The organism is Deinococcus seoulensis (assembly GCF_014648115.1).
Classification (GTDB): Bacteria; Deinococcota; Deinococci; order Deinococcales; family Deinococcaceae; genus Deinococcus; species Deinococcus seoulensis.
This window is the reverse complement of the sequence record NZ_BMQM01000001.1, coordinates 307,282-327,744: the sequence shown is the minus strand read 5'-3', so window position 1 is coordinate 327,744 and position 20,463 is coordinate 307,282. Positions and strand designations below refer to the sequence as shown.

Here is a 20,463-nt window from a genome sequence, read left to right as displayed (position 1 = left end):
AAACGGGTGTTAGGCTCGGCGCATGACGCATTCCCGTGCCCTGTTGACCCTGGCCGCCCTGACCCTCAGTGTTCCGGCGGCCTCCAGCCAGAGTGTCTCGCCGCTGAATGCGACCGAAGTGTCGGCGCTGCTGGGCAACTTTGGGGCCATCACGGTCACCGCACCGGCCGGCACGAAACAGGCGATCATCCGGGTGGTCAGTCAGCTCGGCACAGCAGAAGAGAAAGACGCCGCCAGCTACCAGGGCATGCATTCGCTGTATGTGTACGACTTCCGCAAGCCTGTCCGGTTGATGGTGGGCCTGGCCGGCGATCCGATCGGACGGGGCAAGGGAGCCGCCCCCCTCAGCTTGCCCGGCATTCACCCCTGCGCGCCTGATCAGCAGCTGGCGATTTTCGGGGCCAGCACTGCTTCGGAGACCAACCTGGCCAAGCAGTGCATAGGCCTGGGTGACCGGGCTGATGCGACCGGGGGCAGCCCCGAAGTCATTCAGATGACACCCCCGAAACTGAACGTGTGGACGCCGGTGTACAGCTGGTACTTCATCAAAGGCACTGATGCCTCGGCCGCGGCGTTCGACGCTGCGCGTAAAGATCCTTCGGCCCGGATCGTATGGTGGGTCTATTTCAGCAGCACCACCGACGGAGCCGTGCCCGCCGCGCCGCTCTACACGCCCGAGCCCTGAATCCGCCTGCCCCTGACCATCCTCACTGCCGTTCAGTTCAATACTCAGTTCGTCACCATGTCCCCAGGCAGGTGATCGTGCCGGTTCAGGAACAGCAGCCGGGTGCCGCGCGCACCGAGTTCCAGCTCGCAGGTGGCGGTGTTGTCCAGCACCAGTTTGGCAGGCAGCCGGCTCAGGGGACTGCCCAGCAGCGCGGCCAGCAGGAACTGCGCGAAGTTCTGGTGCGTGATCAGACCCACGCGATCCGTCACGGCGTGGCGGGCCCGCAGGTCGCGCAGGACCGTCAGGGCGCGGTCTGCGTACACCTGCTCGTCGTTCTCCTCGAAGCCACCGTCCCAGGCAGCCCGGCTGTCCAGATGGGCGGGCCAGCGTAACTCAGGGCAGATCCGTTGCAACGTCTGCCGGGTCTGCCCGGCGGTGGGCGTGCGCGGGCCGGTCAGCTGACCCAGGTACAGCCCGCCGATCTCGTGCAGGGCGTCCGTTCCCTGAACAGGCAGCGAGAGGGCCGTCGCCAGTGGGGCCACCGTCTGAACGGCGCGCGTGGTGAGGCTGCTGTAAAGGTGCGTCAGCGACCCGAGGTGCGGAATGCGGTTGGCGGCCTCGCCGAGCAGTCGCGCCTGCTCCAAGCCCAGGTCGCTCAGAGGCGGGTCCGGATGCCGGCCTTCCTTACCGCCCGTCTGTGCGTACAGCCGGTTGTTGAGGGACTGGGCGTGACGGATCAGCACAAGATGCACGCGGCCGAGTGTAGAGCAGGGGCGTCCGTATCGGAGTCCGTCTTACAGGTGCGTGGTGAGCCAGCGTGCCCAGTTCCCCCACGCCACGCTCTGACGGACCCCGGCGGGCAGTTCGTCCAGCACCCGGGGCACGTGCGCGTAGCGGTCGATACCGGCGGGCGTCTTCTCGGCACCGAAGCCTCCGTCGAGGTCGGTGCCGAGGGCCACGCGGTCCCAGCCGATCAGGTCGGCGTAGTGGCGGGCGTGGTCAGCCAGCGCGGCCAGGGGCACGCGGTCCAGGCTACCTTCCGGGAGTGGGCGGATGAAGCGGTTCAGGAGGACCAGTCCGATCACGCCGTCCGCTGCGGCGATGGCACGGGCCATGTCGTCGGTCAGGTGGCGGTTTCCGGGCACCAGGGCGCGGCTGTTGGCGTGCGTGGCGATCAGTCGCGGCCCGATCTGCGCGGCATCCCAGAAGGCGTGATCGTCGAGGTGCGAGGCCTCCAGCGTGACGTTCAGGTCCCGCATGGCGGTTACGAGGTCCACCCCGGCGGGCGTGAGAGGTCCGGGCGCGTCGGTGCCTCCGGCGTAACGGGTGCGGCCCCAGGCCGGGCCGATGACGCGCACGCCCCGCTCGACCCAGAAGGGCAGGTCGGCGGCGTCGCGGATGGGGTCGGCGCCTTCCATCAGCAGGACCACGCCCAGCGGCGCTTCCGGGGAGTCGAGGTGTGCCGTCACTCCGGCGGCCGAGGTGAGCAGGGTCAGGTGCCCGGCGTCCTGCAGGCGGTGGTACTCGTCCAGTTGCGCCAGTGCCTGCGCGCGGGCGCCCGCGTGGTCGGTGTACCCGCCGGGAGTGTCGGGGCTGGCGGGCAGGGCGAACAGCGTCCCGAAGCACACGCGCACGCCCGACAGGCGCAGCTCCGGCAGCGTCACGGTGGCCGTCTGGCCCGGCACGGGGTCAGCGGCGCGCAGGGCGTCCAGGGGGAGGGTCAGGTCCCGGCCGTCCAGGGCGTTCATGGCGAGGTCCAGGTGCCCGTCAATCAGGTGGGTGCCGGGCAGGTGCGTGTCGGTCATCGGGTGTCGGCGGTGGGGGAGGCGACGCCGAGGCGGTCCACCAGTCTGGACACCCCGCCGAGGTCGTGCAGGGCGCCCGGGGTTTCGCCGCTCAGGTCGATCAGCGCGGCGTGCATGCCCAGGGCGAGGGCGGCGTCCACGTTCTCCTGCTTGTCGTCGATGAACAGGACCTCGGGGGCGTCCAGGCCCAGGGCGTTCAGGGCGTGCCGGTACGCGCCGGGTTCGGGTTTGTGAATGCCGACGGTGCAGGTGGCGACGGCCACGTCGATCAGGTCGTTCAGGCCCAGGAATTCCAGGGTGCGGTCGATGCTGGGCAGCGTGTTGCTCAGCACGCCCAGGCGCAGGCCACGGGCGCGCAGTTCGGTCAGGACCGCGCGGGCGTCCGGGACGGGTTTCATGAACGCCTCGTACGGGTAGCGTGCCGACAGTTGCTGCGCCTGGGTGTCCGTGAGGTTCAGGCGGGCGGCCAGTTCGGCGCTGTACTCGTTCCAGAAGGTGTCCTCGTCGGCCTGGGTACGCAGGTGCCACCACGTGAACGCCCGTTCCTGCCACTGGGCCTGCATGCCCGCGCCGACCTCGCGCGGGTCGAGTCCGAAGGTCTGCGCGGCCCACAGGGCGGCCTCGCGGTACACGCCGGGGTCGGTGTAGGCGATGGTGTCGTCCCGGTCGAACAGGACGGCGCGGAGCGGAGGCTGGGTGGTCATGACGGTCATGCTAGACGCTGACCGGTGGCAGAACGTGACGGCTTGCCGCCAGTCCGTGGCCTGCGGTCTTGCCGGACGTGACCGGCCGCCTGAACGGAAATCAAGACTTCCGCCCGCATCGCGCAACAGGAGTGCCTTATCTGGTTATATGAGCAATAATTGACCTGTATAACTTCCCTGAAGGCTGATGAGCGCAACAGGATTGCTAAACTCACACGGCTGCGCTAGGCTGGCCGCATGTTCGAGGACCCCTACACCGAGCACGTCCTGCTGACGCCCGGCCCCACCCCCATCCATCCCCGCGCCCAGCAGGCCCTCATGCGACCCATGCTCGGCCACATGGACCCCGAAATCTTCGCGCTGAACACCGAAATCCAGGCGGACCTGCGCGCCATGTACGGCACGACCGACACCACCTTCACCGCGCTGCTCGCCGGAACCGGCAGCCTCGGCATGGAAGCCGGATTCGCCAACCTAGTCGAGAACGGCGACGAGGTCCTCGTGTGCGCCAACGGCTCGTTCGGGCAGCGCATGGCCGACATGGCCGCCCGCTACGGCGCGAACGTCCGCCTCGTCACCGCCCCACTCGGCGAGGCCATCAACCCCGAGGACGTGGCCGCGCAGATGAACGGCGTGCAGATGGTCGCCGTCGTGCACGGCGAGACCAGCACCGGCGTCCTGAACCCCGTCCCGCAGATCGCGCAGATCGCCCGGCAGCACGGCGCACTCCTGACCGTGGACGCCGTCACGACCGCCGGGATGGAACCCTTCCACATGGCCGAGTGGGGCGTGGACTACGCCTACACCGGCGCGCAGAAATGCCTCAGCGCCCCACCCGGCCTGGCCCCCGTCGCCATCAGCGACCGCGCCATGGCCCGCTACCACGCCCGCCGCACGCCCACCCCGCTGTGGTACTGCGATTTCGAGGGCCTGCGCGACTACTGGGAGCGCCACACCTACCACCACACGGTGCCCGTGAACCTGCACTACGCCCTGCACGCCGCCCTGCGCGCCGCACTGGACGAGGGCATGCTGAACCGCAAGGCCCGCGTGCAGCACGTCGGGCAGGCCATTCAGGCGGCGCTGGCCCCGCTGGGCTTCACGCCCTACGTGCTGCGCCCCGAAGACCGCCTGCCCACCGTCCTCGCGCTGCGCCTCCCGGACGGCTTCGACGACGCAGGCGTCCGCCGCGCGCTGCGCCAGCGGGAGATCAGCGTCACGGGCGGCCTGGGCGCCACCGCCGGCCTGATCTGGCGACTGGGTCTGATGGGTGAAACGGCCCGCCCCGCCCCGTACCGCGCCCTGATGGACGCCCTGGAAGACCTGCTGGGCGTGCAGGGCCTCACCGAACGGTTCAACGACGCGCTGGAACCCGTTCCCGCCTGAACGCACCGGCACATGAAAGGCGGGGAACCCCATGTGAGGTTCCCCGCCTTCCCTTTGTCTGCTTCAGCCCATGCGGCCGGTGCGGATCACGTCCGCGATCACGGGCGGCAGGTTCCACGCCATGATGTCGAACGCACTCGACGCGAAATCGTACGTGACCTTGTGCAGCGACACCTTCGGTTTGCGGCCCACGCAATCCACGATCGCAACGTCCGCGCCCGGCTCGTGGTTCAGGGTCAGGCCCACGCTGCCGGGATCCACGAACGTCGTCTCACCGATCACCCGCACGAACGGCACGTGCGACCCGCCCACCACGACCACCCGCGCGCCCAGCGTCTCGGCCAGCGCCTCCAGCTCACGCTCCTGCGCCATCAGGTCCAGACGCGCCTCCGGGTCGTGCGGACTGCCGTGAAAGTACCGGACCCGCCCGATCGGCGTGGTGATCCGCCCGCCCGGCGGCAGGCGACGCAGGAAATCCACCTGCTCGGGCGCCAGCATCTTCTTCGTCCAGTTCAGCACCTGATCCGCCACGCCCTTGCGGTCCGCGCGGTCCCCGAGTTCCATCGCCACGCGCATGTCACTGGACCCCAGGCCCGTCACCCACCCCTCGCGTTTCACGAAATCGATGACCGGACCCGGACTCGCGCCGTACCCGACAAGGTCGCCCACCACAATCACCTGATTGACGATATGTTCCGACAGAAAACGCTTGACCGCAGTCAAGGCGTGAATGTTCCCATGAAGATCGCTGATGAAGGCCAGTCGCAAGGTCCACCCATCCTAGAGCAAAACGCCACGAGTTTCCTCGCAACCCCCCTATCATAGGTGCGATGCCCGCCCCCGCCATAGCCGCCCTGCTCGGACTGACCCTCGCCGCGTGCGGCCTGCCCCTCCCGTGGAGTTTCCTGAGTGCCCTGCCCCTGGCCGCCCTGCTCGGGTACGCCGCCGCCGCACCGACCCGCCGGGCTGTGACGGCCCGCGTGTTCTGGGGCGGCTTCGGGTACTTCGCGCTGCACCTGTGGTGGCTGGGCGCGTTCCTGCAACAACTCCTCGGGGCCGCGCCGCTGGTGGTCATCCTGTTCGCACTGGAAGCCGCGTTCCTGGCTGTCATGGCCGCCATCGCGGTGACGCTGACCCGCACGCCCACCGGCCGTATCTGGGCCCTCGCGGGCGGGTGGGTGATCCTGGAATGGCTGCGTTTCCTGGGGCCGCTCGCGTTCCCGTGGCCCACCCTGGGGTACACGCTGCTGCCCACGCCCGCCATTCAGATCGCGGACCTGGGCGGCGTGCTGCTCGGCAGTGTGCTGGTCGCGTTCACCGCCGCCAGCCTCGCCCACGCCTGGACAAACAGACACTCACCGAACCGGCAGCAGCAGGGGAGACGCCCCCTCGCCCCGGCCGTCCTGGCGGCCGTCGCCTGGGCCGCCGCGCTCGGGTACGGCGCCACCCGCACGCCCGGCGACGGCCCCGAACAACCCATGCGGGTCCTGCGCGTCACCTTCGACGCGTTCGGCCGCGCCAGCGGACAGCTCACCCCGGAAGAACAGTTTGCCGCGCAGACCGCCGCCAGCGTGAACCGCCCACCCGGCAGCGTCATCGTCTGGAGCGAGGGCGCCATCAGCTCACCCGGCACCCGCCCCGCCCCCGGCCAGACCATCCCCGCGTTCCCCGGCCCCGGCATCAGCGGCGTCGGCGGGTACGAAGCACTCACCCCGTCCGGCCCGGACCCCATCCGGCAACCCGGCACCTCCCGGGAATTCAACACCGTCGCCAGCCTGAGCGCAGGCGGCACCATCCAGAGCATGAGCGCCAAGGCCCGCCTCGTCCCGTTCGGCGAGGAATTCCCGTTCCGTCCCATCCTCGGCCCCGTGTACCGCGTCATCGAAACCTCACTGGGCTTCACGCTGGCCAGCATGACTCCCAACCCCAACCCCACACCACTCACGCTCGGTGGCGTCCTGTACGGCGCGTACATCTGCTACGACAGCGTGTTCCCCTGGGTCGCCCGTGCGCTGGCCAACGGGGGCGCGCAGGTGCTCGTGAACCCCAGCAACGACGGCTGGTACCAGGGTTGGGGCGTGCAGCAGCACTTTGGCATGGGCCGTGTCCGCGCCATCGAAACCCGCCGCTGGGTCGTGCGCAGCGTCAACAACGGCGTCGCCGGAACCGTGAACGATCTCGGGCAACCCGTGCAGACCGTGGACAACGGCCAGGAACTCCAGGCACTCGACGTCCGCCCGAAACTCCTGACCGGCACCACCGTCTACATGCGCCTCGGCGACTGGCCCGCGCTGATGCTGGCGGCGCTGATGGTCGCGTACGGCGTCCGGCAGGACCGCCGCCGGAACGACCGCCTGAATTGAGTACCTGGCTGGAGTGGCTACCGCTGCGACTTTAGAGCTGCGACTTCGGCCCTCCCATCGGCATCCGTTGATAATGCATGTTATCATCGGCGCACATGACCCAGAGTATCCAGGCGTACACCGGCGACCGCCTCGCCCAGGCCCGCGCCCTCGCCGGGCTGACCGACGAAGCCCTGCGCGTCCGCGCCATCACCGCCGCGCGCGACAAGGCCTTCGAGGACCTGTGGGCACTCACGCTCGCGTACCTCAGCAGCGACACCAGCGCGGGCGTGAAACTCAGTCCGCATACGCTGCGCGCCTACCGCAAGGGCGTGGAGGTGCTGGTCGAGCACGCGGGCGCGAACGCCTGGAATCTGCTGCACCCGGGGCGGCGCGAACCGTCGCTGTTCGTGGCGTCCCTGACCGCGTCGGGCCTGAAACCGGCGACGGTGCAGGCGCGGGTGGCGGCGGCGGGCGCGTTGTACCGGGCGTTGCGCTGGGCGGGCGCGACGGACGCCGATCCGTTCGCGGACGTGAAGCGCCCGAAGGACCGGACGAAGGGCGTGGTGAAGAACCCGCCGTACCGGGCGGATTTCGTGCAGGCGATGCTGGCCGAGGCGGACGTGCAGGAGCAGGTACTGCTGCTGCTGCTGACGCACGCGGGGCTGCGGATCGCGGAGGCGCTGGCGGTCGAGTGGGAGCACGTGGACCTGGGGCGGCGGAGGCTACTGGTGGCGCACGGCAAGGGCGACAAGGCGCGGATCGTGCCGCTCAGTGCGCGGCTGCGCGAGGCGCTGGGGGCGTTGCAGGCCGGGCGGGTGGCCGCGCCGGGCTCAGGTGGGCGGGTCCTGTCGTTCCGGGCGTACTCGACGGCGTACGAGCGGTTGCAGCGGCTGGCGCTGCGTTGCGGGATGGTGCAGGAGTTCCGGGGGTTCCATGCGGGGCGCAAGTACGCGGGCACGCAGCTGTACGCGGCCGTCAAGGATTTCACGCGGGTGGCGGGGTTCCTGGGGCATGAGCAGGTGGACACGACCCGCCGGTACGTGGAGTTGCCGGAGGATGACCTGGATGATGTGGTCGAGGGGTTCCGCTAGGCGTTCCGGAGCAGGGGGTTGAACCCCTCGGCGCGCGTTGCTGGCCCCTTCCTGGCCCTCCTGTGGGCTTGGGTGATTTTATGCGTGCTGGACATTGTTTTTCCGACCGTACCAAATGACCGCCAGAGCATCTGCCCTGGCGGTCGTGCGGTGTGCGGGGCGTTCAGGTTTCGACGTCGTCTGCTTTCGCGGCGGTGATGAACCGCACGGCTCCGGGAAGGATGCGGGCGTTGAAGGGGGTGGTTTCGACGTGCAGTTCGCCGTCGTACTGCAGGGGGAACGGGTCGGCGGCGTCCACGGTGATGGTGCGGGCCTCCACGGTTTCGAGGTTGCCGCTGAAGATGGGGTCCCCGAGGTTCAGTTTGGCGCGGACGGAGTCGATCAGGTTGGGGATGAGTCGGACGAGATTCCCGGCTTTCATCAGGATGACCGTGAAGCGGCCGTCGCTGGGGCTGATGTCGCTGGTGATCGGCAGGCGGTAGTTGGCCATGCCGAAGTTGGCGACCATCACGCCGATCCCTTCGAACTCGCGTTTCTCGCCGTCGATGGTCAGGTGGAAGGTGGTTTTCTTCGGGTTGAGTTGTTTCATGGCGCTCATGACGTACGCCATGACGCCGAAGCGTTCCTTGAGTTCCTCGCTGTCCTTGATCATGGTGGCGTCTGCGCCGGCGCCGGCGAGCATGCAGAAGCCGCTGCGTTCTCCCTGCACTTCGATCTCGCCGAGGTCCACGCGCAGGCTGTGGCCGGCCTGCATGATGCGGGCCAGTGCGGGGGCGTCGGTGGGCAGGTCGAGGTTCTGCGCGATCAGGTTCGCGGTTCCGGCCGGGAATGCCAGCAGCGGCACGTTCTTGTACCGGGCGGCGTACGCGACGCTGCTGACCGTGCCGTCTCCCCCGGCGGCGACGAGCGCGTCGAAGCTGCCCAGGTCGCTCAGGTACTCCTCGATGGGCGTGTCTTTTTCCAGCTGCCGTTCCGTGACGTGCGCGCCGCCTTCGCGCAGAAGTTTCAGGAAGGCCGGGAGTTCGCTGTCGCCGCTGCCGCTTTTCGGGTTGAAGATCACCAGGACGCGGCCGGGTGTGGTGTGGGAGGTGGGGGGGGTGTCGCTGGTGGTGCGGGGGTCGGCGGTCATCGAATGCATTAGACTGCCGGGACGGAGGCTTTGGCTATGCTGCGTTTCTTGGTGACTTCTTTACTGTTAACGGGTGTTCTGGCTTCATGCGCTCCGGCCCAGCAGGGTTCGCGCATGGTGACGGTCACTCCCATGTTGATCAAGGTGTCCGGAGCGGCCGTGCGCGGCGGGACCGTGACCATTCAGGGCCGTTACCTGGGCGGCCCGTCGACCGGCCAGGTTCGCCTGGGGGCCAGCGAGGACGGCCAGGGCGGGTACCTGTTCCCCGCGTCGGCGGTGCAGTCCTGGACGGACAGCGAGATCGTGCTGACTGTTCCGGCCGACGCGCCGGTCGGGGCGAGCTGGCTGTTCGTGGAGGTAGCCGGGAAGCAGTCGACCGGGCTGCCGTACAGCGTTCAGCAGTAATCGTGTCTCAGTCATCACGCGTCCGGCACCGGCCGAAAGCGTGAGGGCGTGAAAGTGGGGGGGCGGTCCGTTCCGGCGGGCCGCCCTCTCCCCTGTTGCTGTGCACTCAGGATGGCCCGGCACTCCGCTCTGATCGGTGATTTCTGCTGTGCGGCGCGGCGTTGGGGTGAGGGGTGAATGCTGTAAACTCCTTTGGTTATGGCGATTAGGCGCCCCAAGGGCACAGAAGACCACCTGCCGGCCGGCAGTCCGAAACTCACGCTGGACGTTTCGGCTGCCGCGCACGGGTGGGTCGTGGAGACGGCGCGGCGCGTGCTGGAACGCGCGGGCGCGCAGCGGATCGATACGCCGCTGTTCGAGGAGGCGGACCTCGTCAAGCGTGGCGTGGGCGGCAGTACCGACATTGTCCGTAAGGAGATGTTCACGGTGTATTACTTCGGGGATCACGGCGGGTACATCCTGCGGCCCGAGGGAACCGCGAGTATCGTGCGGGCGTTCCTGCAGAACGGCCTCAAGCAATTGCCGTCCCCGCTGAAACTGTGGACGCACGGCCCGATGTTCCGCGCCGAGCGGCAGCAGCGCGGGCGGCTGCGGCAGTTCCATCAGGTGGATTACGAGGTGCTGGGCGGCTCGGACGCGCTGGTGGACGCCGAGGCGATCGCCCTGATGGTGGGCGTGGTCCGGGAACTGGGCCTGACGGGCGTGCGCGTGAAACTGGGCAGTATCGGCGACCCGGAGGACCGCGAGGCGTACAACGCGTACCTTCGTGAGCTGTTCACGCCGCACCTGGAGCGCCTGAGTGACGATTCCCGCGACCGCCTGACCCGCAACCCCATGCGGATCCTGGACAGCAAGAGCGAGGACGACCAGACCCTGATCGCAGAGCTGAACGTAAAACCCATGCTGGACTTCCTGGGCGAGGACGCCCGCGCGAACTTTGATGCGGTGCAGGGCTACCTGCGCGACTGGGGCGTGGAGTTCGACGTGGACCCCAGCATCGTGCGCGGCCTGGACTACTACCGCCGCACTGCCTGGGAACTGCACCACGAGGGTGTCGGCGCGAAATCCGCGCTGGGCGGCGGGGGCCGCTATGACGGACTGGCCGAGCAGATCGGCGCGCAGGCCGTGCCGGGCATCGGCTGGGCGTTCGGTGTGGAACGCCTGCTGATCGCGCTGGAAGCCGAGGGGCACCCGCTGCCCGCGCTGGCGGGACCAGCCGTGTACGTCGCGGCGCTCGAGGACAGCCTTGTGCCCGCTGCGGCGGCGGCCGCCCTGGCCGCGCGCACGTCGGTGCGGGCCGAGTTCGCGTACCGCGCCCTGAAACCCGGCAACGCCTTCCGTGACGCCGAGCGGCGCGGCGCGCTGTTCGCGGGCCTGATCGGGTCCGAGGAAGCCGCCGCCGGAACCGTGCAACTCAAGAACCTGCGCAGCGCCGAGCAGTTCACGGTCCTTCTCGCCGACCTGCCTTCCTTCCTGGCCGCGCAGGAACAGGCTCTCACCGCCACCCCCACGATTCTGGAGAACGAATGAAACGCACCGCCCTGATCGGCCAACTGAACGACACGCACGCCCACCAGACCGTCACATTGCAGGGCTGGGTGAACCGCCGCCGCGATCTGGGCGGCCTGATCTTCCTGGAACTGCGGGACCGCAGCGGGCTGGTGCAGGTGCAGGTGGAACCCGACTCGGCTGCCTTCGCGGACGCTGACCGCCTGCGCGCCGAGTACGTCGCGGAGATCGAGGGCACGTACCAGCCCCGCCCGGAAGGGCAGCGCAAGGGTGGCGCGGCCGACTACGAGGTCATCGCCACGCGCGTGCGCGTCCTGAACACCGCCAAGACCCCACCGTTCGAGCTGGAGAAGGGTGAGAGCGTCTCCGAGGACATCCGCCTGAAGTTCCGGTACCTGGACCTGCGCCGCCCCGAGATGCAGCGCAACCTGATGCTCCGCAGCCGCGCCGTGGCGGCCGTCACGGCCTTCCTGGACCGCGAGGGGTTCGTGCAGGTCGAGACGCCCATGCTCACCAAGTCCACCCCGGAGGGCGCCCGCGACTTCCTTGTGCCCAGCCGCCAGAACCCCGGCGAGTTCTACGCGCTGCCGCAGAGTCCGCAGCTGTTCAAGCAGATGCTGATGATCGCCGGATACGACCGTTACTACCAGCTGGCCCGCTGCTTCCGCGACGAGGACCTGCGCGCCGACCGCCAGCCGGACTTCACGCAGCTGGACATGGAAATGAGTTTCGTGGAGCAGGACGACATCCTCGAAACGCAGGAGCAGCTGATGGCGCACGTGTTCCGCGAGACGCTGGGCGTGGAGCTGCCGGTGCCCTTCCCGCGCCTCCCGTACTTCGACGCCATGAACGACTACGGCAGCGACAAACCCGACCTGCGCTTCGATCACAAGTTCGTGGACGTGACGGACCTGTTCCAGGGCGGCGAGTTCAAGGCTTTCGCAGACGCGCAGACGGTCAAGGTCATCGCCGCGCCGGAACTGACCCGCAAGCAGATCGACGAACTCGAACGGGTCGCCAAGCAGAACGGCGCGCGCGGCCTCGCGTGGCTCAAACGAGACGGTGACGGCTTCACGGGCGGCGTCAGCAAGTTCGTGACCGCCGTGGCAGCCGAACTGCTGTCCCGCACCGGCGTCGGCCAGGGCGGCACGCTGCTGTTCGCCGCCGGAGACTGGAAGAAAGCCGTGTCCGCGCTGGGTGCCGTGCGCCTCGCGCTGCGCGACCTGTTCGACCTGACCAGTGGCGGCCCGCAGTTCCACGTGTCCTGGGTCACGGACTTCCCGCAACTGGAATTCGACGAGGACAGCGGCACCTGGACGTACATGCACCACCCCTTCACCGCCCCCCACCCGGACGACGTGGCCCTGTTCGGCACGGACCGTCAGGGCGAAATCCGCGCCCAGGCCTACGACCTCGTCCTGAACGGCTTCGAGGTCGGCGGCGGCAGCGTCCGAATTCACGACCCGGCCGTGCAGGCCCGGATGTTCCAGGCGATCGGCTTCACCGAGGCGCAGGCCCGCGAGAAGTTCGGATTCTTCATGGACGCCCTCGAGTACGGCACGCCCCCGCACGGCGGGATCGCCTGGGGCTTCGACCGCCTGATCATGGTCATGAGCGGCGCGAGCAGCATCCGCGAAGTCATCGCCTTCCCGAAGAACAACCGTGGCGCGGACCTGTTGGCGCTTGCCCCCTCCCCCGTCGACGCCGCGCAACTCGCGGAAGTCGGCCTGGAAGTCACGCCGCCCGCCGCAGCGGAGGAGCCAGCGCTCAGCTGACCGCCCCTGTGGGAGGCTGAGGGGGAGTCGCACATGCAGGCGACTCCCCCTCAGGTGTGCTGGATGGGTGACGAGCAGCAACAACAGCGACTAAGCTAGTGAAAGTATTCACGATTTGTCTGGATCGTGAAAATCATGTTCTCCCTCTGAACTCTGAGGATGTGACCTCCCGGTTACATGTTCAGTTCGCGCAGAAACTCCAGCGCAAATGCCGCAACCGCCCTCGGGTGCGTGTCCGTCAGGCCGTGCGGCGCACCCGGAATCTGCCGGATGACCGCACCGGGAATGTCCGCCTGGATGCGCCGGACCGTCCACGAGCGGATCACCGGGTCCGACAGGCCGTCCAGCAGCAGGGTTGGCACCCTCACCTGCCCCAGCAGCGGGCCGGTCATGTGGTCCTCCTGATCGCGGGCCAGGAGGATCATGCGTCGCGCCCCGCAGTGCGCGTACGCTTTCAGGCCCGGCAGCAGCAGGCCCGGACGTTCGCGTGGCAGGTCCCGCAGCAGCCGCAGCAGTTGCATGCGCACGCTGGGGTTCTCGGGAATGCCGGTGGGCGCGCAGGCGATCAGCGGGCCGCTCAGGTGCGGGTAGCGCCCCGCAAGATCGATGATCACCTCCCCTCCCAGCGAGTGCCCCAGCAAGGGCGCGCTGCGCAGGTTCACGCGGGTCATCCAGGCGGCCAGATGATCTGTCAGGTGCGAGATGCACACCGGGTAACCGGCGCGGCCCTCGCTGTACCCGTGGCCCGGCGGGTCGTACACGAACACCTGCCGTTCGCGGGCCAGTTCGCGTGCCAGCCGCGCGTACATCCACGAGGCGCAACCGAGGCCCGGCACGATCACGACCGGTTTCCCGCGCCCGCGCACCCAGGCGTGCGTGCTCAGGCCGTTCACGGGAACGATCAGCGGGTGACCGTCAGTCATGGGGTTCCGGCCGGTTCCCCGCCGGCGTCCATGAAGTCCAGCAGCAGCCGGTTGAAGCGCTGCGGGGCGTCCACCATCACGATGTGCCCGGCCCGTTCGATCACTTCCAGGCGGGAGCCGGGCAGCGCCTCGTGCAGCAGTTGCCCCAGCGCCAGCGGGACCAGCACGTCCCGTTCCCCCCACACGATCAGGGTGCGCGCGCGGATCAGCGGGAGGCTGTCCTGCACCGAGTCGCTCAGCAGGTCCACGGCGTTCCGCCACAGGTTGACCGGCCCGGCCCGCACGGCGTCGGTCAGGACGCGCGCCAGGAACCGCTTGCGGCCGATCAGGGCGGCGCGCGGCAGGTGCAGCGCCGTCAGGTACGCCTGCGAACGCAGCAGGCCACTGGCGCACACCAGCACCAGGTTCCGCACGCGCTGCGGGGCCAGGGCCGCCACGTGCATGCTGATGTGCCCGCCCATGGAGTGCCCGACGAGCGTCACGTCCCGCAGGTTCTCGTCGTCCATCCACGCGGCGACGAGCGCGGCCATGTCCCGCACGGTCAGGGACCGCTGGCGGCGGGCGTGCCCGTACCCGCTGAGTTCCAGCGAGTACACCCGCGAGCGGCCTCGCAGGGCGGGAATGTTGTACCGCCACCAGCCGCGCGAGCCGCTCAGGCCGTGGATCAGGACGACGGGCGGCCCTTCCCCGCTGGCGGTGACGTGCAGGGACCGGCCGTCCTGGTGGAAGGTGCGAGAGCTCACCAGCGCAGCATAGGTGAGGTGGAGGAGGGTGACGTTGCGAGGATCTTACGGTTCATGGTGTAATGGGCTCCATGGTGCGTAAGTGAAAGTATTCACGATTTACCTGGTTCGTGAAAATACTCTTTCCTGTTTGCATGAACCACCCAACTGGAGAGGGGCGGCGCCCACGCAGGACGCCGCCCCTCTGATCGCAACCCGGATCAGGCCGTGGCGACCGGCGCGGCGCACTGCCGGGCGAACAGCGCGTGCAGGCGGGCGTCAGGGGTCAACTCCGGGTGGAAGGCGCTGGCGGTCACGCGGCCCGAACGGACCATCACAGCCCGGTCCCCGTACGACGCCAGGACCTCCACGCCGTCACCCATGCGCGTGAAGGCAGGGGCGCGGATGAACACCGCCGCGAACTCCCCTTCCAGGCCGCGCACGGGCAGGTCCGTGGTGAACGAGTCGATCTGCCGTCCGAAGGCGTTGCGCTGCACGGTCACGTCCAGCAGGTTCAGGCTGTCCTGCCGCCCGAACTGCGGGGGCGCGCCCTGCACCTCACGGGACAGCAGAATCGCGCCCGCGCAGGTGCCCCACAGGTGCCCGCCCGCCGCGTGGAAGGCCCGGACGGGCTCCCACAGGGCGTACTCGGTCATCAGGCGGGCCATGGTGGTGCTCTCCCCTCCCGGCAGGATCAGGCCGGACAGGCCGCGCAGGTCGCTGCTCAGGCGGACTTCCGTGACGGCGGCGCCCAGGCTCTCCAGGCGTTGACGGTGCTCACGGAACGCGCCCTGCAGGGCCAGGACACCGATGCGGGGCGCAGTCACGGCTTACCAGCCCCGGCTGGCCAGGCGCTCGGCCGGGATCAGGTCGTCGATGTTGATGCCGGTCATGGGGGCGCCCAGGTCCTCGCTGATCTCGGCCAGGATGTCGGCGTTCTGGTAGTGCGTGACGGCCTTCACGATGGCCTGCGCGCGGCGTTCCGGGTTGTCGCTCTTGAAGATGCCGCTGCCGACGAACACGCCGTCGAGGCCCAGGTGCATCATCAGGGCGGCGTCGGCGGGCGTGGCCACACCGCCGGCGGCGAAGTTCACGACCGGCAGTTTGCCGTGCTCGTGCACGTACCGGACCAGTTCGTAGGGCGCCTGGAGGTCGCGGGCGACGGTCATGAGTTCCTCGGCGGGGCGGGACTGGATGGCGCGGATCTCGCCCAGGACGGTGCGGGCGTGACGGACGGCCTCGACGACGTTACCGGTGCCGGCCTCGCCCTTGGTGCGGATCATGCTGGCGCCCTCGCCGACGCGGCGCAGGGCCTCGCCGAGGTTCTTGGCGCCGCACACGAACGGGACCTTGAAGTCGTGCTTGAGGATGTGGAACTGGTCGTCGGCGGGGGTCAGGACTTCGGACTCGTCGATGAAGTCCACACCGAGCGCCTGAAGGATCTGCGCTTCAACGATGTGCCCGATGCGGACCTTGGCCATGACGGGGATGGTCACAGCACCGATGATCTCCTTGATCATCTTGGGGTCGCTCATGCGGGCCACGCCGCCGTCCTGGCGGATGTCGGCCGGGACGCGTTCAAGGGCCATCACGGCGGTCGCGCCGGCGGCCTCGGCGATGCGGGCCTGCTCGGCGGTCACGACGTCCATGATGACGCCGCCCTTGAACATTTCTGCGAAGCCCTGCTTCAGGGCGGGAGTGCCGGTGTTCGCTTCGGTCATGCCCAGACCATAGGACGAATCTGACCCCAGGGGAAGGGTCAGATTCAGGGAGTGAATGGGGTCAGTCGGGAGTGGGGGGTGCCGGGTACTCCGCCCGGGGTCCGGGTCAGCCGTACAGTTGCTCCCAGCGCAGCCGCACCCGCTCGATCACCTCGACCAGCTGCGACGGACGGAAAGGCTTGACCAGGTACTCGGACAGCACGCCGTCCCCCAGTTCCGGCATCACGGACGGGCGGGCCAGCCCGGACAGGAACACCACGGGCGGCAACGGCGCGGCCGCCGTGGGGTCCGCCGCGTTGTCCGCCTGACGCTGATCGGCCATGCGGCGCACCGTGTCGAACCCGTCCCAGGGGGTCATCAGGACGTCCATGACGATCACCTCGACCGGCGCGGTCCGCAGCAACCGCAGCGCGGCCGGGCCGCTCGGGGCGGGCGTCACGTGAAAGCCCTGCATGGACAGCGTCAGGTCCAGCAGTTCCAGGATCTGCTCCTCGTCGTCCACGACCAGCAGGTGCAGACGCGGCCCGGAGAGGGTCACGGCAGCATGCCCAGCGGGTCCACGGTACGCCCGCCGATCCGCACCTCGAAGTGCAGGTGCGGGCCGGTGCACACGCCGGTGCAGCCCACGTACCCCAGCAGTTGCCCCTGCGCGACGCGCTGACCGGCCGAGACGGCCGTGCGGCTCATGTGCCCGTAGATCAGGGTGCTGTCCCCGCTCGTGGTGTACACGTTCAGACCGAACGCGCCGTAGCGGCTCTCGGTGACCGTCCCGGCGGACGCCGCGTAGATGGGCGTGCCGTAGGGTGCCGCGAGGTCCACGCCACCGTGGAACACCTGCTGGTGGAAGGCGATGTCACGTTCCGCGTACCGGCTGGTGATGCGGTACGACCGCATCGGCCACGCCAGCCCGGAGCGGGAACCGCTGCTGGCCGCCGCCACGGACCCCTGCCGGGTGGCCTGGGCACTGGCCTGGGCGGCCTGCGCGGCGGCCGTCTCGCGGGCCTTCCTGGCCGCCTGGGCCGCCTCGTACTGCGCCTGCCGTTCGTACGCCTCGATCCTGGCCTGCCGTTCGGGGCTGGATTTCCAGGCGAGGTACTCCTCGTACTTCTTCTGCGCGGCGTACTTGGCTTCCAGACGCTCGCGTTCCTTCTGCTTCTTCTGCGCGAGGTACGCGTCGTAGCGGCGCTGCCGTTCGGCGGCCAGGGCAGCCTGGCGTTCGGCCTCGCGTTTCCTGGCGAGGGTCTGCGCGAAACTCTCGGCGCGGATGCCCGGCAGCAGCAGCAGGTCACCGACCTGCAACTCGGTGGGCAGCACGTCGTTCGCGCGGGCGGTCGCCACGATGTCCGCGCCGTACCCGGCGATCAGGGACAGCGCCGACTGACCGGGCTTGATGCGCACCAGCAGACCCGTCTCGCGGGTGGGGACGTTCAGGACGGCCCCGGCGTTCAGGCGGTCGAGGCTCTTGCGGCTCAGGTTCACGCTCAGCAGGTCCACCAGCGTGATCCCGAACCGGTTCGCCACGCGGGCCATGGTGTCGCCGGGCCGCACGACGTACCGCACGACCGTGGCGGGCCGCTGCGGCTGCCGCGCCGAATCACGGTCCGCGAGGGTCACGCGCACGAAGCGCAGCCCGGCGCGTTTGTCCGTGACGGTCACGGCTCCGGCCGTGACGCCGTAGCGGCGCGCGACCTCGGCCTCGGTCGTCTGACCGTCGGTCACGATGTCCAGGCTGCGGGGCGCGCGGTCCAGGGTCAGGTCGGCCGGGGCCTGCAGGTTCGGTTGCAGCGGCGAGAGCAGCTGCTCGAGGGGCGTGGCCTGCTGGGCGTGGGCGGTCGTGGCGGCCAGTAGCAGCGCGCCGGTCACGGCGGCCCGGAAGGTCAGGCCGCGGGGAAAGGGAAAAGGCAAGTGTGAACTCCAGAGTCGAGAATAGACAACGTCAACCGCCGGCGAGGCCCTGCAGGAATTCGACGTTGTTCCGGGTTTTACCCATGCGGGACAGCAGCATTTCCATGGCGTCCGCCGGGTCCATATCGCTGATGACCTTGCGCAGCAGCCACATCTTCTTCAGTACCTCGGGTTGCAGCAGCAGTTCCTCGCGGCGCGTGCCGGACTTCAGGATGTCCAGCGCCGGGAAGATGCGGCGTTCCTCGAGGCGGCGCGACAGCACGAGTTCCGCGTTGCCGGTGCCCTTGAATTCCTCGAAGATCACGTCGTCCATGCGGCTGCCCGTCTCGACGAGCGCGGTGGCCAGGATGGTCAGGCTGCCGCCCTCGCGGATGTTGCGGGCCGCGCCCAGGAAGCGTTTGGGCCAGTGCAGCGCGTTGCTGTCCAGACCGCCGGACAGGGTGCGGCCGGTGGGCGGGGTGACGAGGTTGTTCGCGCGGGCCAGTCGGGTGATGGAGTCCAGCAGGATCACCACGTGCCCGCCTTCCTCGACGATGCGGCGGGCGCGTTCGTGCACGAACTCCGCGACGCGCACGTGATGCTGCGGCGGCTCGTCGAAGGTACTGGCGATCACCTGCGCACCCTGCACGCTCTCGCGGAAGTCCGTGACTTCCTCCGGGCGTTCGTCGACCAGCAGGACCATCACGGTCACGTCCGGGTAGTTCTTGACGATGGAGTTCGCGATCTTCTTCAGCAGGGTCGTCTTCCCGGCCTTGGGCGGCGCGACGATCAGGGCGCGCTGCCCCCGCCCGATCGGCACCAGCAGGTCCACGACGCGCAGGCTCAGGCCATCGTCCATGCTGGGGTCTTCCATGACCAGTTGCACCTCGGGGAAGGTAGGGGTCAGGTCATCGAAGCGCGGGCGGCGGCGGGCCGTCTCGGGGTCCAGGCCGTTGACGGCCTCCACCTGCACGAGAGAGCCGAAGCGTTCGTTCTCGCGGGGTTTGCGGGCCCGGCCGATGATCTCGTCACCGGTCCGCAGGTGGAACTGCTTGATCAGTCCGGCCGTGATGATCACGGTGCGGCTGTTCGGGTCCAGCAGGTCGGCCTGCAGGAAGCCGTACCCGTCGGCGCTGATTTCCAGGAACCCGCGGGCCAGCAGTTGCCCCTCGGCGTCCGCCTGGTGCTCCATGATGGCGAGCGCCAGGGTGTCTTTCTTCAGTTTGCGGTAGTTCTCGATGCCGTACCCGGCGGCAATCAGGTGCAGTTCGGGCAGGATCTTCTGTTGAAGTTCGTGAAAGGGCAGGCCAGTGCGGGTTGGGTCGGTCACTGCTTGACCTCACCCCCGGCGGCCAGACCCGTGCGGGCGGCGCGTTCGGCGCGGCCCGGTGCGGTGACAGCAGTATTGATAAAGAAATCCATAAACGTTCTCCCTGGCAATGATTGTAAACACCTGCGGCCGCCGGAGGGCCACGCGCAGACCGGATGAAGGAGACAGCGACACGAAACGGCTTTCAGCATACCCTGCCCGGCGCGCGGTTGCGGCGCACGTTGACCGGACCAGCCTGCCGCCCTACCATGAGCGCAGCCCCACACTGGGGTGAGACAATCACGAAGCGACCGTGAGGACAGTAGGGCGCGCAGGGCAGCACGAGCGAGTCAGGGACGGTGAGAGCCTGACGCCAGCCGCGAGCCGCGAAGATCACCTCCCGCGCAGACGGAAGAACCCCCCACTCCGGGGATCAGTAGAACCGTCCGGACGCCCCCCGACAGAGGGACCTGCAACGAGGCTGCCCGGACGGGCAGTGAAGTTGGGTGGTACCACGCACCGCACTCCCCAGGGGGGCGGCGCGTCCCAGCACGAAGTGCGTCCCCGTTCACGGGACACACCGACCGCCGAGACGCGCCGCCCCCCTTCCCAGTGCCCCGGAGGCCACCCGTATGCACCTGACCGACATTCCCTTCGGGGTGACCACCTGGGCCGACGTGCCCGTGACCGAACATCCGGGCGAGCGCGGCGTGGCCCTGTGGCGCACCCGGCAGTTCGGGGCCGGGCCGGGCGGACCCGTGCGCGTGCGGATGGTCGAGTACTCCGCCGGGTATCTGGCAGACCACTGGTGCGAGAAGGGCCATGTCCTGCTCGTGCTGGCCGGGCAGCTGGACACCGAACTGGCCGACGGGCGGACCTTCACCCTGCGCCCCGGCGAGTCTTATCAGGTGGCCGACCACGCCGAACCGCACCGGTCGAGCACGCAGCAGGGGGCCACGCTGTTCATCGTCGACTAGCCCTGACCCCGATGACCCCGCCTTCTCCTCTGCCCCGTCCTGCCCGGCCCGCCGATCCGGGCGCGGGTGACCCCCGCCTCCGGCCCGCACCCGCAGCCCACACCCCCCTTC

General features: G+C 69.0%; 20 protein-coding genes. 8 read left to right on the top strand and 12 right to left on the bottom strand.

The genetic code is table 11. The features are described from left to right. Positions 1 to 22: 22 nt before the first annotated feature. Positions 23 to 685, top strand: coding sequence for a hypothetical protein (locus tag IEY70_RS01530; RefSeq protein WP_189063197.1), 663 nt, complete (start codon positions 23 to 25; stop codon positions 683 to 685). A 44-nt stretch (positions 686 to 729) separates the two neighbouring features. Here IEY70_RS01530 and IEY70_RS01525 read toward each other — a convergent pair whose 3' ends face one another. From IEY70_RS01525 to IEY70_RS01515, 3 genes are read right to left on the bottom strand one after another with little or no spacing between them, the layout of a single operon-like run. Beyond that, positions 730 to 1,419, bottom strand: a complete 690-nt coding sequence (locus tag IEY70_RS01525) for a histidine phosphatase family protein (protein ID WP_189063196.1) — start codon at positions 1,417 to 1,419, stop codon at positions 730 to 732. Positions 1,420 to 1,461: 42 nt separating this feature from the next. Then, positions 1,462 to 2,472 (bottom strand): dipeptidase, encoded by a 1,011-nt coding sequence (locus IEY70_RS01520; RefSeq protein ID WP_189063195.1) that lies wholly within the window; start codon positions 2,470 to 2,472, stop codon positions 1,462 to 1,464. Further along, a complete protein-coding gene (locus IEY70_RS01515; RefSeq protein WP_189063194.1) occupies positions 2,469 to 3,176 on the bottom strand; it encodes an HAD family hydrolase in 708 nt (235 codons plus the stop codon). The genes IEY70_RS01520 and IEY70_RS01515 overlap by 4 nt, the downstream gene beginning before the upstream one ends. Before the next feature lie 237 nt (positions 3,177 to 3,413). Here IEY70_RS01515 and IEY70_RS01510 point away from each other — a divergent pair, with 237 nt between their 5' ends. Beyond that, entirely contained in the window at positions 3,414 to 4,562 is a 1,149-nt protein-coding gene (locus tag IEY70_RS01510; protein ID WP_189063193.1) for an alanine--glyoxylate aminotransferase family protein, read from the top strand. Positions 4,563 to 4,625: 63 nt separating this feature from the next. On the opposite strand, the gene IEY70_RS01505 is transcribed toward IEY70_RS01510, so the two are convergent. Then, positions 4,626 to 5,330 carry a metallophosphoesterase family protein gene (locus tag IEY70_RS01505; protein ID WP_189063192.1) on the bottom strand — a complete coding sequence of 235 codons (705 nt, stop codon included), beginning with the start codon at positions 5,328 to 5,330 and terminating at the stop codon, positions 4,626 to 4,628. Positions 5,331 to 5,392: 62 nt separating this feature from the next. Here IEY70_RS01505 and lnt point away from each other — a divergent pair, with 62 nt between their 5' ends. Next, on the top strand, positions 5,393 to 6,925 hold the full coding sequence (lnt, locus tag IEY70_RS01500) for an apolipoprotein N-acyltransferase (protein WP_189063191.1): 1,533 nt from the start codon (positions 5,393 to 5,395) through the stop codon (positions 6,923 to 6,925). Positions 6,926 to 7,020: 95 nt separating this feature from the next. Further along, a complete protein-coding gene (locus tag IEY70_RS01495; RefSeq protein ID WP_189063190.1) occupies positions 7,021 to 7,998 on the top strand; it encodes a tyrosine-type recombinase/integrase in 978 nt (325 codons plus the stop codon). Positions 7,999 to 8,161: 163 nt separating this feature from the next. Here the strand turns inward: IEY70_RS01495 and IEY70_RS01490 are convergent, their stop codons facing one another. Further along, positions 8,162 to 9,127 carry a diacylglycerol/lipid kinase family protein gene (locus IEY70_RS01490; protein WP_189063189.1) on the bottom strand — a complete coding sequence of 322 codons (966 nt, stop codon included), beginning with the start codon at positions 9,125 to 9,127 and terminating at the stop codon, positions 8,162 to 8,164. Positions 9,128 to 9,259: 132 nt separating this feature from the next. Between IEY70_RS01490 and IEY70_RS01485 the strand changes: the two genes are divergently transcribed. From IEY70_RS01485 to aspS, 3 genes are all read left to right on the top strand, one after another. Next, entirely contained in the window at positions 9,260 to 9,532 is a 273-nt protein-coding gene (locus tag IEY70_RS01485; protein ID WP_308425499.1) for an IPT/TIG domain-containing protein, read from the top strand. 198 nt (positions 9,533 to 9,730) lie between these two features. Next, positions 9,731 to 11,062 (top strand): histidine--tRNA ligase, encoded by a 1,332-nt coding sequence (gene hisS / locus IEY70_RS01480; protein ID WP_189063187.1) that lies wholly within the window; start codon positions 9,731 to 9,733, stop codon positions 11,060 to 11,062. Then, positions 11,059 to 12,816 carry an aspartate--tRNA ligase gene (gene aspS, locus IEY70_RS01475; protein ID WP_189063186.1) on the top strand — a complete coding sequence of 586 codons (1,758 nt, stop codon included), beginning with the start codon at positions 11,059 to 11,061 and terminating at the stop codon, positions 12,814 to 12,816. Before hisS ends, aspS begins: the two co-directional genes overlap by 4 nt. 173 nt (positions 12,817 to 12,989) lie before the next feature. On the opposite strand, the gene IEY70_RS01470 is transcribed toward aspS, so the two are convergent. The 7 genes from IEY70_RS01470 to rho all read right to left on the bottom strand — a co-directional run bounded on the left by IEY70_RS01470 (position 12,990) and on the right by rho (position 19,396). Then, positions 12,990 to 13,739 carry an alpha/beta fold hydrolase gene (locus tag IEY70_RS01470; protein ID WP_189063185.1) on the bottom strand — a complete coding sequence of 250 codons (750 nt, stop codon included), beginning with the start codon at positions 13,737 to 13,739 and terminating at the stop codon, positions 12,990 to 12,992. Beyond that, complete coding sequence (locus IEY70_RS01465; protein ID WP_189063184.1) at positions 13,736 to 14,482, bottom strand: alpha/beta fold hydrolase; 747 nt, start codon at positions 14,480 to 14,482, stop codon at positions 13,736 to 13,738. Before IEY70_RS01465 ends, IEY70_RS01470 begins: the two co-directional genes overlap by 4 nt. A gap of 200 nt (positions 14,483 to 14,682) precedes the next feature. Beyond that, a complete protein-coding gene (gene pdxT, locus IEY70_RS01460) occupies positions 14,683 to 15,288 on the bottom strand; it encodes a pyridoxal 5'-phosphate synthase glutaminase subunit PdxT (protein ID WP_189063183.1) in 606 nt (201 codons plus the stop codon). Between the two features lie 3 nt (positions 15,289 to 15,291). Beyond that, on the bottom strand, positions 15,292 to 16,182 hold the full coding sequence (gene pdxS, locus IEY70_RS01455; protein ID WP_189063182.1) for a pyridoxal 5'-phosphate synthase lyase subunit PdxS: 891 nt from the start codon (positions 16,180 to 16,182) through the stop codon (positions 15,292 to 15,294). A 106-nt stretch (positions 16,183 to 16,288) separates the two neighbouring features. After that, a complete protein-coding gene (locus tag IEY70_RS01450) occupies positions 16,289 to 16,720 on the bottom strand; it encodes a response regulator (RefSeq protein ID WP_189063181.1) in 432 nt (143 codons plus the stop codon). Then, positions 16,717 to 18,087, bottom strand: a complete 1,371-nt coding sequence (locus tag IEY70_RS01445; protein WP_189063180.1) for a M23 family metallopeptidase — start codon at positions 18,085 to 18,087, stop codon at positions 16,717 to 16,719. The genes IEY70_RS01450 and IEY70_RS01445 overlap by 4 nt, the downstream gene beginning before the upstream one ends. A gap of 31 nt (positions 18,088 to 18,118) precedes the next feature. Further along, positions 18,119 to 19,396, bottom strand: coding sequence for a transcription termination factor Rho (gene rho, locus IEY70_RS01440; protein ID WP_189063179.1), 1,278 nt, complete (start codon positions 19,394 to 19,396; stop codon positions 18,119 to 18,121). Positions 19,397 to 20,007: 611 nt separating this feature from the next. Between rho and IEY70_RS01435 the strand changes: the two genes are divergently transcribed. Beyond that, a complete protein-coding gene (locus IEY70_RS01435) occupies positions 20,008 to 20,352 on the top strand; it encodes a DHCW motif cupin fold protein (protein ID WP_189063178.1) in 345 nt (114 codons plus the stop codon). Positions 20,353 to 20,463: the final 111 nt, after the last annotated feature.